11 protein-coding genes are annotated in these 12425 nt (G+C 56.9%); 8 read left to right on the top strand and 3 right to left on the bottom strand.

The window, feature by feature from the left end:
• Positions 1 to 48: 48 nt before the first annotated feature.
• The 3 genes from MTX78_RS10355 to MTX78_RS10365 all read left to right on the top strand — a co-directional run bounded on the left by MTX78_RS10355 (position 49) and on the right by MTX78_RS10365 (position 3166).
• Positions 49 to 1056, top strand: a complete 1008-nt coding sequence (locus tag MTX78_RS10355; RefSeq protein WP_243802360.1) for a DUF1028 domain-containing protein — start codon at positions 49 to 51, stop codon at positions 1054 to 1056.
• 60 nt (positions 1057 to 1116) lie between these two features.
• Complete coding sequence (locus MTX78_RS10360) at positions 1117 to 1671, top strand: histidine phosphatase family protein (protein ID WP_243802362.1); 555 nt, start codon at positions 1117 to 1119, stop codon at positions 1669 to 1671.
• A gap of 103 nt (positions 1672 to 1774) precedes the next feature.
• Positions 1775 to 3166, top strand: a complete 1392-nt coding sequence (locus MTX78_RS10365; protein ID WP_243802363.1) for a M20/M25/M40 family metallo-hydrolase — start codon at positions 1775 to 1777, stop codon at positions 3164 to 3166.
• A gap of 146 nt (positions 3167 to 3312) precedes the next feature.
• On the opposite strand, the gene MTX78_RS10370 is transcribed toward MTX78_RS10365, so the two are convergent.
• Together MTX78_RS10370 and MTX78_RS10375 are read right to left on the bottom strand one after the other, a co-directional pair.
• Entirely contained in the window at positions 3313 to 3546 is a 234-nt protein-coding gene (locus MTX78_RS10370; RefSeq protein WP_243802365.1) for a hypothetical protein, read from the bottom strand.
• Between the two features lie 827 nt (positions 3547 to 4373).
• On the bottom strand, positions 4374 to 5201 hold the full coding sequence (locus MTX78_RS10375) for an OmpA/MotB family protein (RefSeq protein WP_243802367.1): 828 nt from the start codon (positions 5199 to 5201) through the stop codon (positions 4374 to 4376).
• 236 nt (positions 5202 to 5437) lie between these two features.
• On the opposite strand from MTX78_RS10375, the gene MTX78_RS10380 reads away from it, so the two are divergent.
• The 3 genes from MTX78_RS10380 to MTX78_RS10390 all read left to right on the top strand — a co-directional run bounded on the left by MTX78_RS10380 (position 5438) and on the right by MTX78_RS10390 (position 8813).
• Positions 5438 to 7219, top strand: a complete 1782-nt coding sequence (locus MTX78_RS10380) for a S8 family serine peptidase (protein WP_243802369.1) — start codon at positions 5438 to 5440, stop codon at positions 7217 to 7219.
• Positions 7216 to 7941 (top strand): hypothetical protein, encoded by a 726-nt coding sequence (locus MTX78_RS10385; protein WP_243802371.1) that lies wholly within the window; start codon positions 7216 to 7218, stop codon positions 7939 to 7941. The genes MTX78_RS10380 and MTX78_RS10385 overlap by 4 nt, the downstream gene beginning before the upstream one ends.
• A gap of 269 nt (positions 7942 to 8210) precedes the next feature.
• Positions 8211 to 8813: a hypothetical protein gene (locus tag MTX78_RS10390; protein WP_243802373.1), complete on the top strand. Its 603-nt coding sequence runs from the start codon at positions 8211 to 8213 to the stop codon at positions 8811 to 8813.
• Positions 8814 to 9045: 232 nt separating this feature from the next.
• Here MTX78_RS10390 and MTX78_RS10395 read toward each other — a convergent pair whose 3' ends face one another.
• On the bottom strand, positions 9046 to 10383 hold the full coding sequence (locus MTX78_RS10395; protein WP_243802375.1) for a peptidoglycan DD-metalloendopeptidase family protein: 1338 nt from the start codon (positions 10381 to 10383) through the stop codon (positions 9046 to 9048).
• A 258-nt stretch (positions 10384 to 10641) separates the two neighbouring features.
• On the opposite strand from MTX78_RS10395, the gene MTX78_RS10400 reads away from it, so the two are divergent.
• Both MTX78_RS10400 and MTX78_RS10405 read left to right on the top strand, forming a co-directional pair.
• Positions 10642 to 11262 carry a helix-turn-helix domain-containing protein gene (locus MTX78_RS10400; protein ID WP_243802377.1) on the top strand — a complete coding sequence of 207 codons (621 nt, stop codon included), beginning with the start codon at positions 10642 to 10644 and terminating at the stop codon, positions 11260 to 11262.
• 121 nt (positions 11263 to 11383) lie between these two features.
• Positions 11384 to 12358 (top strand): hypothetical protein, encoded by a 975-nt coding sequence (locus tag MTX78_RS10405; RefSeq protein WP_243802379.1) that lies wholly within the window; start codon positions 11384 to 11386, stop codon positions 12356 to 12358.
• The last annotated feature ends 67 nt before the right edge of the window (positions 12359 to 12425 follow it).

Here is a 12425-nt window from a genome sequence, read left to right on the forward strand (position 1 = left end):
AACCGTTGCCAGCTTGTATCTTGAGCCACTTTCACCACCACGCTTCCTATGAACCGCAAACACCTGTTTCTGCTTTTTCTTCTGGTTGTCTACCTGCCTTATGTGCCACGTACCGCTACGGCCCAGGTCTACCGCGCCACTGATCCGCTGGCCCATACCTTCTCCATTGTGGCCCGCGACCCGCAAACCGGCGACATGGCGGTGGCCGTGCAGAGCCACTGGTTTTCGGTGGGCACGTCCGTGAGCTGGGGCGAAGCAGGCGTGGGAGTGGTAGCCACGCAGTCGTTCACCAACAAGTCGTTTGGTATGCGAGGGCTGGCCTTGCTCAAGAGCGGTAAGACTGCCCAACAGGCCCTCGATGAACTGCTCCGCACCGACGAAGGCCGCGACGTGCGCCAAGTGGCCATTCTGGATGCGCAAGGCAGCGTGGCTACCCACACCGGCAAAAAGTGCGTTGATATGGCGGGGCAGCAGCAGGGCAATCAGTTTTCGGTGCAAGCCAACATGATGCTCACCAACACGGTGCCTACGGCCATGGCTAACGCCTACGAACAAAATGCGAAGCTGCCTTTTGCCGAGCGAGTGGTAGCTTCTCTGGAAGCGGCCCAAGCCGCTGGCGGCGACATCCGAGGCCGGCAGTCGGCCGCGCTGCTGGTGGTGCGGGGCAAGGCCACCGATGCTCCCTGGGATGACCGGCTCATCGACTTGCGCGTGGACGACAGCGCCGAACCGCTCAAAGAACTGGCCCGCCTGCTGCGCCTGCGCCGCGCCTACGAGCACATGAACGCCGGCGACTTGGCCGTAGAGAAAAACGATGTGCCCGGGGCCATCCGGGAGTATCAAGCCGCCGAAAAGCTCTTCCCCGACAACCTGGAAATGAAGTACTGGCACGCCATCAGCTTGGCCAACAAACAGCAAGTGCCGGCCGCGCTGAAAATGCTACAGCCCATTTTCAAGCAAGACCCTAACTGGCGCACGCTCACGCAGCGGCTGCCCAAAGTAGGGTTGCTGACCGTGAGCAACGCCGAACTCAAGCAGATTCTGGCATTGCCATAAGGCCGGGCACTGCTTTGGCAACGTCTTCCAGTTGATTTCCTCTGTCTTTTATCAAAGCCCATGACCCGACTTTCCTTCCTGCGCCTGTTGCTGCTGCCTTTGGTTGCCTTCACCACCCAATGCACCACCGAGCGTTCCACCACCGCGTCGCCAACTGTAGTGTACGTGGTTCGACACGCCGAAAAAGACCTCACGCCCAACCTGCCTGATCCGCTGTTGACGCCATCCGGCCAACAACGGGCGCTAGCCCTGCGCGACTCGCTGCTTCCGCAGAAGCCAGTAGCCGCTATCTTCAGCACCGCCACCAGCCGCACCCGCGCCACGGCCGAACCGCTGGCCCAAGCCCTCAAACTTTCCATCCAAGACTACGACCCCAAGCAGTTGGCCGTGTTGGCTGCCCGTATCCGTCGCGAGTACGCCGGAAAGTCGGTGCTGATAATTGGGCACTCCAATACCATCCTTGAAACCAGCGAAGCCCTCGGGGCGCCGCGTGCCGTACCCACCATCGGCGACAACGAATATGATTATCTACTGGAAGTCAAGGTGCCCCGCGACTCCACCCAAGCGGCTACAGTGGCAGCTCGGCGCTATGGCGCAAAAAGCGCTGCCCAGTAGGCACTAGCTGTTTTCTGCTGCAACTTACAGCGGCATCCTGCTACTTTAAGGGTGTTGGCACTGGCGCTACACCTGATTTTCTGATTTAGATTTCTCTTACTGCATGTCTGTTTCCATTTCCCGCTTGCTGCTGGCCGGCGCCTTCTCACTTGCTGTTGCCGTACCAGCAACTGCTCAAACCACCACGAAAATTGATTCGCTGGCCATCCGGAAAATCTACGACGAAGCCTTGCTACGCGGCCAGAGCTACGAGAACCTACGGGAGCTATGCACCAAAGTGGGGCCGCGCCTAAGTGGCTCGCCGCAGGCCGAGCAGGCAGTGCAGTGGGGCAAAGTAGCCATGGAAAAACTCGGCCTAGACCGGGTGTATCTGCAGGAAGTAATGGTGCCGCACTGGGTGCGGGGGGCCAAAGAAAAAGCGGAAATCAAACCTGCCAAAGGCAAAGGCCTCAACCTGGCCGTGTGCGCGCTTGGTGGCTCAGTGGGTACCGGCGGCAAACTCAAAGCGCAACTGGTGGAAGTGAAAAGCATGGCCGAGCTGGCGGCATTGCCTGCCGAAAAAGTGAAGGGCAAGATTGTGTTCTTCAACCGCCCCATGAACGCGACCTACGTGCAAACGGGCCGTGCCTACGGCGAAGCCGGTGACCAGCGCCGGATCGGAGCGTCCGAAGCCGCCAAGCGTGGGGCCGTGGGGGCCCTCGTGCGTAGCCTCTCGCTTGCCCACGACGACCTTCCGCACACCGGCACCATGCGCTACGAAGACAACGTGGCCAAAGTGCCCGCCGCCGCCGTCAGTACCAACGGTGCCGACCAACTCAGCCAGCTCCTGAAAGTGGACCCCGACCTGACCGTGGAGCTGGAAATGGCTTGCCAGACCCTGCCCGACGTAAAAAGCTACAACGTAGTGGGTGAAATCAAAGGCTCGAAATATCCCGCCGAAATCATCACCGTTGGCGGCCACCTAGACTCGTGGGACCTAGCCCAAGGAGCGCACGACGACGGTACGGGCTGCGTGCAAAGCATGGAAGTGCTGCGGCTGCTCAAAGCTACTGGCCTGCGTCCTGAGCGTACGGTTCGGGCCGTGCTGTTCATGAACGAGGAGAACGGCGCGCGGGGTGGCATGAAGTACGCCGAACTAGCCAAAGCGGCCAAAGAGCAACACGTAGCCGCTATGGAGTCAGACGGGGGAGGCTTTACGCCTCGCGGCTTCAATATCGAGGCCGAACCAGCTATGGTGAAGAAGATGCAGCAGTGGCAACCCTTGTTTGCGCCTTATGGTAGCAGCGAGTTCAGCCCTGGCCACGGAGGCACGGACATCGGCCCGTTGAAAGACCAAGTGAAAGCCCTCATCGGCTACGACTGCGACGACCAGCGCTATTTCGATATTCACCATACCGCTGCCGATACCTTCGATAAAGTCAACCGCCGCGAATTAGAGTTGGGCGGTGCTAGCATGGCCGCCCTTATTTACATGATCAGCAAATACGGATTGTAATAGAAGCACGGAGGTAGTACGCGGATGTAGCTGCAAAATTTGCACTAAGTAAGCCGTTGCAATTTCCGTTGTAAACCGAATAATACAGGCACCAAAAAAAGCCGGCCGCATTTATTGCGGCCGGCTTTTTTTGGTGCTCGAAATAATTATTGAGCAGAAACTTCTTTCTTCGGACGACCGGGACGCTTGCCAGTGCTGCTTACTGCACGAGGTTTGCGTTCTTTTTTCTCTACGGTATAGCCAGGCTCAAGCATCGTGCTGATTTCAGAAATCAACTCGTTTACTTTCGTCATGTTTTTGCGAATCTGATTGAGTACCGCTTCGTTGTCTTCGGCGCTAGCCAGGATTTGCTGTAATTTGCTTAGGTCAGGAGTGGCCATTATTTGGAAATTTTAGTTGAGGGGACACTGATTTGCACTCAAAGTTGAGTTAAAAACTATTTATATCAAATAGAGTTGATTGTATAACGAGAAAAAACGTGTTGGGTTATCTTGTTTAGCACGCTTGAAATAGAGAATGTTTTTAGTAGCTAAATAGTATTTTAATTCATGCGGCAAATACAGTGGTGCATAGCCAACCGTTTGGGAGACGCCTACGTGCATAGGATACTGCTGCCTGTTACTTTGAGCGTTGCGTTATCCGCGGCGCATATTGCCACTCAGTACGCACCTAGGGTAATTGTTGGCTTGTATACTTCTTGCAATAAAATAGGCTAGGCACGGATGCATGATACGGTGTACACGACAGCCTCCTGTAAATGAACCCGATCAGCATGTTCACGTATTTTGAAAATACGATTAACTGTTTGATTGCTATAGGCTTGAGAAAGTTACTGGCGTAATATATTCGATTGATGCTTATTCATCTACTCTGCAAGCTATAGCCAGTAGTTATAGGGTGGACGCACTGTTTGGTGAGAAAACAAGGAACGTAATTTTCTGTGTAGTGTAAGACTGAAAATATTCTGTTTAATAGCAGGTTTTCACTGAAATTTTTATTTGCTATTAATAATTTGCCTTCCAATTCCTGTATAAGAGTACACAGAAAGGGATTGGTAGATTCAGGCTAAATGCTCTTGTAGATACTTCACTCAAAGACTGTGCATATTCTGGAAATCATTGTGTTGTAGCAGCTATAACGCAACAATGACTTTCCATTACGGGAAAGTCATTGAGTGTGTGAAGCGGAAAACAGCTGAACGGTAGAATCAATTAGCTTCCAAGATCTGAAAAAGCTCGTCGAGTTTGGGCGTAAGAATAATTTCTGTGCGACGGTTCAGCGCTTTATTAGCTGGCGTATTATTCTGCGCGATAGGCACATATTCTGCGCGGCCGGAGGGAGTTACTTGGCTAGCTGGTAGTCCGTTAACTGTGAGTAGGCGAGTAATTTCCGTAGCTCGCAACACGCTCAAATCCCAGTTGTCGCGCATACCGGCCGTGCCTTTCGCAATCGGGACGTTGTCGGTGTGGCCTTCGACTAGCACATTTACGTCTTGATTGCCTTGCAGCGCAGTAGCCAGTTTCTTAAGAGCTTCCTGGCCTTTAGGGTCCACTTTAGTGGAACCGGATTTGAAGAGTAGTTGCTCGGAAAGGGAAACGTATACCTTACCATTCTTAACATTTACCTGTAAATCCTGGGCGTTGAAACCCAGCAAGGCGTCGCCCACCTTCTGGCGCAAGGCCTTCACGGCCGCATCCTTCTGGTCGAGAATGCGCTGCATGTCAGCAATCCGCTGCTCCTTTGAGCGCAGATCAGCGGAGAGGGCGGTGTTAGCCTGCTCGGCTCCGGTGAGGTTGTCATTGAGTTGATTGACCTGTTGGTTCTTGTTGAGCAGGCTGGCGCGTAGGGCTTGTTCGTTGCGGGCAGATTCTTGCTCCAAGGCAGTTTTTTGTGCTTGCAGCTGGTCGCGGGACGACGTGAGGGCAGCGTTTTGCTGTTGGAGGGCGGCAATTTCCTTGGCGTTGCAACCGCCAAGGAGCAACGCGCCTGCACTCAGCGAAGACAGCAAGACCAAACGGGCAGACAGTAAATGCATATCTGAAGTGATAAATGAAATGTGGGAAAAGGAGTAGTTGAGCTTGAAACGGCCCGTGCGCGAGTTGAGTTGTCGGCTAGGAGCATCGACAGCAGGTGATTTCCGTTAGCTTTGTTGTGCCAACAACGAATTCTTGTGGATACGTGGCTTTGGGCTGCCCAAAACCGCCGTTCGCGTGCGTAACAGGCCTTACCTGTTCCTCTCTGTACTGTTACTCTGCTTTGTTCTTGCCGCATTTGCTGCTCCGTTTTCAAATCGTGTTGCTGCTGTTGGCAATGGTGGGTCCGATAGCAGGGGCACCTATTCCGCCGCCCACCCGTCGTTACTGGTTGGAGCTGCGCGACAAAAACGGAGTTGCCTTTCAGGCCGCCGCTTACTTTCACCCGGCTGCCCAGGCGCGCCGCCAGCGTCAGCACCTGCCTCCCGCTGAGTTCACCGACCTGCCGGTTCGCTCCGACTACCTGGAGCAAGTGCGCGCCCACGCCGATACGGTTCTTTTTGTGAGTCGTTGGTTTAATGCCATTGCCTGCCAAGCCACCGCCGCGCAGGCCATAGAACTGGCGCGCCTACCTGGTGTCCGCAGTATGAAAGCATTGCCAGTGGCCGAGTTGCTGCCCGCGGCCCATCTTCGGGTTACCGCAGATAACAAGGATAGCAAACCCATTAGCGCGGCCGACCGCCAACTAGCCCGGCAACAAACCCGCACCTTAGGCGCCGAAACGTTTCGGCGCGCCGGCCTCGACGGGCGGGGCTTACGCATTGCCATCTTCGATGTAGGCTTCAGCGGAGCCGACCACCATCCGGCTTTCAAGCAGCTATTTGCAGATAAGAAAGTGGTAGCCAGCTACGATTTTGTGCGCCGAACTGCCGATGTATTTCACGGGGGCACGCACGGATTGGAGGTGCTTTCGTGCCTGGCAGGCCGCTTACCCGACGGTACGCTGCTTGGCCTAGCTCCCGGCGCCGACTACTTATTGGCGCGCACCGAGCGGATCCATCGAGAAGTTTATACCGAAGAACTGGACTGGCTGGCCGCTGTGGAGTGGGCTGACCGCAACGGCGCCGACATCATCAATTCATCGTTGGGCTATACCACCCGGCGCTATTTCCCGGAAGACATGGATGGCCACACTAGCCTGGTAGCGCGGGCTGCCGAGCTGGCCGTTCGCAAGGGGATGCTGGTAGTGAATGCCGCCGGCAACGACGGCGACAACGAAGACTGGCGCACCATTGGCACCCCCGCCGACGCCGATTCGGTGCTGGCCGTGGGCGGCATCAGTCCTGAAACGGGGTTGCACCTCGATTTCAGTGCCTACGGGCCTTCTGCTGACCGCCGGTTGAAACCCAACGTATCCGCTTTCGGGACGGTGTTGGCCGCTTCGCCGGGTGGGGGCTATGCGCGCATCGATGGTACTTCATTTGCCTCGCCGCTGGTAGCAGGCTTTGCCGCTTGCGCCTGGCAACAGCAGCGCGCCTTGCCCGTAATGGCGTTGTTCACTGCCATTCAGCAGGCCGGCGCGTTGTATCCGTATTATGATTACGCGCATGGCTACGGCATGCCCCAGGCCGATGCTGTGCTGCAACCCAGTGCTGGTCAGCGCCCGGGCTTGGCGCCTACGGTTAGCTTTGTCGCGTCGGATAGTGTTGTCTCCGTGTTTATTCGCCCTGAAGCAGCGCCGCCAGTGGTAGCGCGGGCCCTCCCGCTTTACCTTGACTCTGTTGCCACCGCGGCAAATGCACCTGGGCGCGTTGGGGCACTAGGCCGCGAAGAAGCCCGCCCGCCCACTGCTTTGGAAGGGGTAGGGGCTAGCGGGCCCCCCGCCTCGGCTGCTCCGGTGTTGCCAGCGGCGGGGTACTTCTTTTGGCACGTTGCCGACTCCCACGGAGTGTTGCACCGCTACGAGGTACTGGAAGTCAGCCAGCGAGCCATCCTGCGGATACCACGACGGAGCCTTCGCCCCGGCGACGTAATACGGGTTTTCTACTTAGGTGCCACCCATAGCTACCCCATTCTATGAAGTTGGTGCAGAAGCACAAGGTTGTATTGCTGCTAGGGGTACTGATGCTGGCCAGTAAGTCAGTGCTTGCCCAACGGGTGCTGCTGCGCGCCGAAGTGGCTGAAGACACGCTGTATACCTCGTTCGGGCCCAACCGGGGCTTCTACAGCCACTTGTATATTGGGTATCTGCCCGTGGTTGGCCGGGCCGCCGGCTCTGGGGCCGAACTACGTTATGGCAACTCGGCCGAAGTGATGCTGGGCGTCCGCAACAAGTTTCGGCTGAGTGAGCCGCTGAGTGTGGGGCTGGATTTGCGTTTTGTCCGCCTGACCTATGCGTTGCAACAAACCAGCTCCAAAGTGTTGCCTACAGCTACAGTTCACCACAAGGAATCCATTGCCATGTCGGAGTTGCAGCTGGAGGGTTTTGTGCGATTCAACATGGTAGCCCGCGGCAACGTGATAGGCCGCTACCTGGATTTGACTGGTTGGGGCGGCTGGGTGATGAGCACCGCAAACCGCTACGAAGACCGGCCGGCCACTGGTCCCCGGCGGGTGCAAACCACCGAGCACGGCCTGCCGTATCTGCACCGTTGGCCGGTTGGGGTAGGTGCCCGGTTGGGTTCGGGCCGGTATGCCGCAGTGGCTCGTTACCGCCTTTCTGATACCTTCACGCCAGCGTATCGAGTGCGGTATCCGGAGCTGCCGCGCTGGACGGTAGGAGTGGAGCTGGGGTGGTTGTAAGGGTTGGATTTAATTGGCATTCCCCGAACCTTCTCTTAAGCACTCCCCGTATATGCTTCGTAACGTAAGCTTAACTTTAGTGGACCTAAGAAATCAGTTGAAAGCAACGAAACAAGTCTGGTTATTTAATCCTGCGCTGTTTTTGGTAGATGAAGGGTTAGCCGTAGCTTTGGTGAAAAAATTACTGGGCTCGGCTCTTATGTTCCTGCCAGCTACTAGGTAGCTTTGTACTTTGCCGAACCACCTCTATGTTAGTCTTCCAGTCCATAATGAAAAAACGAATACTAGTTGTTGCTGGCTTAGGCTTGCTGTTTCAGGTTAGCTCCTGTATCAATGCAGACCGGGAGGCAGGCACCGCCCATAGCACCGACCGGCCTTATACGCCCGTGCCCGAGGGTGCGCGCGGCCGTGTCACTGACCGCACCGTGCTGCGCACTGTCAATTCCACCCATTATTTCTCTAACCCCAAGGCCAAAGATAAATTCGTACTCCAACTGCAAGGCACCAAAATCCTGAACGCACAGGCGCGACTCATCATCCTGAGTAGCACCGGCGACACCTTGCGCAAAGAAATAATACCGGCCACTGCCCTCGTCGACGACCGGATGATTGCCGATCCTAAGGCCGCCACCGCCCGCGACAAAGAAATTGCTATTCTGCAAGGCATGAACAGCTTTTTCCGCGAAGACCGGTTCACGCAACCAGCCGTACCACGTGCCACCCGCCAGCCCTCCGACATTGATGCCCAAGCCTGGCAAGCAGTGCGCGATGACACCAAAGCAGTTGGCTTCGACTATACCACTGCTGGCGGCAAAGAAAGACGCCTGGCCTACGCCAAAAAGCTCCGCAAAGCAGTTGTCGTAGCGCAATAAGCTAAGCTCTAAGGATTTAAAAGATTACAATAAAAAGCTCCTGATAACCATCAGGGGCTTTTTATTGTAATGGACGAGGCTAGCCTAAGCCCCAACTAAAACTCCCACAAGTGACACAAAAACGCGGCGTAGCCTTCACCAAGGAAAGCTACGCCGCGAATACTCCTATTCACCAAGCGAAAGATAAAGCCGCGCGGGTGAGTGGCGGGTGAAGTTGTAGTTCTAGTACAGCCTACGAGTCTGACCCGGCCAGCCAGCCGATAGTGCCTGCCGCACTACGGACCAGCCGGAACCCCCGAAACTCTCCTAGCACGGCCACTTGGCTACGAGCCGGCAATGAGTCGAGCGTAGCGGACCCAGTTTGCGGCAGCGCGTATAAGTCGGTGGCAACGGGTAGGGCCAGGTTGCGCAAAGAAGCAGCGGCAGGCACCACCGCCCGCGCCGGAATGTAGCCGAGTTGCCCATCGGGGCGCTGCACGCGGTACCAATCGGCTTGGCTACCCACTACCAGCAAGGCGGTGTTGCGCGTAACTCCCGCTACGGTCGCTTGCTTGGCTAGGGGCCCTCGGCGCAGGTCGGCTTGCTTGTCTTTCACCCGCACCCACTGGCCGAGCCGTTCGGGTGCGGTACTAGGGGCCGCTGGTGAAGCATCAGCTCGCCGCACAAACGGAAACGGATCAATGGCGCCCCGCCCTCCCCGGTAAATACCGAAATGCAAGTGAGGGGGGGTGGTGCGGGCGTTGCCGGTGTTGCCAATCAAGCCAAGCGTATCGCCGGCCTTCACCTGCTGGCCGGCTTGTACGAGCTGTCGGTCGAGGTGAGCATAGTAGATGTGTTGGCTGTGTTCAGTATCGGCCAGCCACACCACCTTACCACCGCGTGGGGTTTCGTTGACGCGGGTAATATAGCCCGCCACGGCTGCCACGGCTGGGGTGCCGCGCTTGGCAAAAATATCGATGCCTTCGTGCCGGCGGGCGCCGCCGTCCCGGTCTACGCCCCAAAAGCTACCCACCGCCACGTCGTTTTTGCCATGCACCGGAAACCCCAGGCTTGGCGCCCGTTGAATGCGCAACGTGAAACGGCCCGTGCGCAACAGTTCCGGCTGCACGCGCAACAAGTGCTGGCGGTCGTCCTCGGCTACGTAGCTAAAGGATAGGGCAGTGGTATCAGCCGAGGTCAGGGGGCGGGGCTGAGCTCGGTCGGGGTCTAGCTCGAAAGCATCCAGAAACACACGGGCCTCAGTGCCCGCTCCCATGGTTAGGCTGATGCGCACCGTTTCGCCTTCTCGAACTTGGTAGCGGTAGGCCGCCGCCGTAGCGCGCTCGGCCGCGAAGTAGCCGGTTTCCTCGAACGGTAGTTTCACCACCAACGAGTCGCGCAGCGCACGGTCAGCCGCGGCTAGCCAGTCGCGGCCCAAAGCAGTTTGGTCGAGGCCGGTTTGGCGCAGGCGCCGTGCGTAGGTTTCGTGGGGCGTTGATTTCTGAAAGATGCCCTGTAGGGTTTGCTGTTGGCTACAGGCAGTAAGAAGCAAGAAGGTGAAATATAGCGGAGCGCGAAAGTGGAAGGGCATAGGAAGCAGGTTTCCTTTCAAACCCCTAATACCGCCCGGTAGTTCGCCGGCTCATCGTGCGAGTCGCTCTAAGAGACAAGCGGATACCGCTACGGCCCCAAGCCATCCTGTGCCGATACCAGGAGTTTGACAAGTGAAGCACGGGCCACTGGAAACGGCCGTTGAGGAATAGGCAGGCTACTGGCTTGTTGCGTAACATGATTATTGGAAAAGGAACACTATTATTGGTCGCTATTCATCGTTATTTAAAACGCTTGTATGTTTTCGGCTGCTCGTATCATTGCTGTTCGTAAAAGGAAGGGTTTGTCACAGGAGGTGCTAGCCGAAAAATCTGGGGTGAGCTTGCGGACTATCCAGCGGGTAGAGCAAGGGGACACCACCCCGCGCGGCTACACCGTGCAGGCGCTGGCTATGGCCCTGGACGTGGATTTGGACGTGTTGCAAGAGCAGCCTGAACCGGAAACCGCCCCTGCACCCGTGCTGGCAACGGAAGCATCGGCCGCCTCGCCAGCGTTGCGGTCCGACCCGCAGTTTTTGCAGTTACTCAACTTGAGTGCGCTGAGCTTTTTGGTGCTGCCTTTCCTCAATCTGGTGGTGCCGCTGCTGCTCTGGCGCGCCCGCCGCCACGACACCGAACATGTGGCCGAACTGGGCCGTCGGGTGCTGGGCTTCCAGATATTGTGGCAGGTGCTGAGCTTCTTTGCTTATATGCTTATGTTACTGGTTCACCTGGTACTGGCTCGTTCCTATAACATCGTGCTGCCGGGTGCTTTCGTTGGCATAATGGTGCTCACCTACGCCCTCAATGCCCTCACCGTGGGCTACTACGCTCTGCAGTTGCGCCGGGGCCGCCTGGATGTATACAGGTTCCGGCTGTAGGGTAAGTAATTGATAGTTAAACGAGTAGTGAAGTGGCGGGTGAATGGCGGTAATATGACGCACGACCGAGAGGAGGGGGGAAATACTTTAGATGCTATAACCCAATCTACTCCGCGTTCCAATGAAGCTCCTGTTCAAAATCCTGCTGTCCGTGTTGGTGCTGCTGCTCGTAAGCGGCATTGGTGGCTACTTCTACATGCGCAAGAAATTCGAGCCACCCCTCAACCAACTCGTTGTAACGCAGCTTCCGGCCACGTGCACTTTCGCGTGGCACGCCGATAGCTCGGCCCAGCCAGTGGTAGCGCACGCCGCTATGCTGGTGCCTGTGCGCATCCCCAATTGTCCGCGCACGTGCTACATGCAATTCGACACGGGCGCGCCCTATTCCGTGCTCTACACCGAACCCCTGGCGGCACTACGGACCCGGTACCCTGCTACAACCCAGGCGCTACTGCCAGCGGCCGACGCAGTGAAAAACTTCCGCTTTGCACTAGGTGCCGGACAGGTGCAGGCGGGTAGTATTCGAGTGCTGAAAATGGGAGTCAGGGACCTACCCGCCGACGAGAGTGTGCCGTTCGTTATTGGCACGCTAGGATCAGACATACTGGAAAATCGGGCGCTGGTTGTTGACTATGCAACTCGCCAATTCAGGTTAAGTGCTTCGGTGCCCGAATCCTTGGCCCGCCGGGCGGTGTTCGCGCCCCTAGACTACACCAACCGTAGTGTGCTATTGAGCATGCACTTGCAAGGCAAAGACGAGCAATTATTCTTCGACTCGGGCAGTAGCGCATTCTCTTTGCTAACCAGCCAGAAGGAATGGAAGAAGATGGCCCGACCATCTGCCCCCGTTCGTACGACGGCCGTGAATTCGTGGGGTAAAACGTTGACTTCGTACACGGCCCCTACCGCCGCCACTGTGCAGGTTGGCACCACAGCTATGCCGCTGCGCACCGTGACCTATATCGAGGGGATGAGTATGTTGCAAACGTTGATGATGCGCTTTTCCGGCCTGGGCGGCATGTTGGGCAACGAAGTGTTTGCCGAGCGTACCATTGTATTGGATGTGAAGGGTGGGCGCTTTGGGGTGGTGCAGTAGGGCCGTAGACTAACACCGCGCCGGTTTGTTGGTGGGCGTCTACCTTTGCAATTCCACCCGCTCACCT

This window comes from Hymenobacter tibetensis (assembly GCF_022827545.1).
Classification (GTDB): Bacteria; Bacteroidota; Bacteroidia; order Cytophagales; family Hymenobacteraceae; genus Hymenobacter; species Hymenobacter tibetensis.

Excerpts from the sequence above, each read along its gene's own strand:
- MTX78_RS10355 (WP_243802360.1), top strand. The coding sequence starts at position 49 with ATGAACCGCAAACACCTGTTTCTGCTTTTTCTTCTGGTTGTCTACCTG.
- MTX78_RS10360 (WP_243802362.1), top strand. The coding sequence starts at position 1,117 with ATGACCCGACTTTCCTTCCTGCGCCTGTTGCTGCTGCCTTTGGTTGCC.
- MTX78_RS10365 (WP_243802363.1), top strand. The coding sequence starts at position 1,775 with ATGTCTGTTTCCATTTCCCGCTTGCTGCTGGCCGGCGCCTTCTCACTT.
- MTX78_RS10370 (WP_243802365.1), bottom strand. The coding sequence starts at position 3,546 with ATGGCCACTCCTGACCTAAGCAAATTACAGCAAATCCTGGCTAGCGCC.
- MTX78_RS10375 (WP_243802367.1), bottom strand. The coding sequence starts at position 5,201 with ATGCATTTACTGTCTGCCCGTTTGGTCTTGCTGTCTTCGCTGAGTGCA.
- MTX78_RS10385 (WP_243802371.1), top strand. The coding sequence starts at position 7,216 with ATGAAGTTGGTGCAGAAGCACAAGGTTGTATTGCTGCTAGGGGTACTG.
- MTX78_RS10390 (WP_243802373.1), top strand. The coding sequence starts at position 8,211 with ATGAAAAAACGAATACTAGTTGTTGCTGGCTTAGGCTTGCTGTTTCAG.
- MTX78_RS10395 (WP_243802375.1), bottom strand. The coding sequence starts at position 10,383 with ATGCCCTTCCACTTTCGCGCTCCGCTATATTTCACCTTCTTGCTTCTT.
- MTX78_RS10400 (WP_243802377.1), top strand. The coding sequence starts at position 10,642 with ATGTTTTCGGCTGCTCGTATCATTGCTGTTCGTAAAAGGAAGGGTTTG.
- MTX78_RS10405 (WP_243802379.1), top strand. The coding sequence starts at position 11,384 with ATGAAGCTCCTGTTCAAAATCCTGCTGTCCGTGTTGGTGCTGCTGCTC.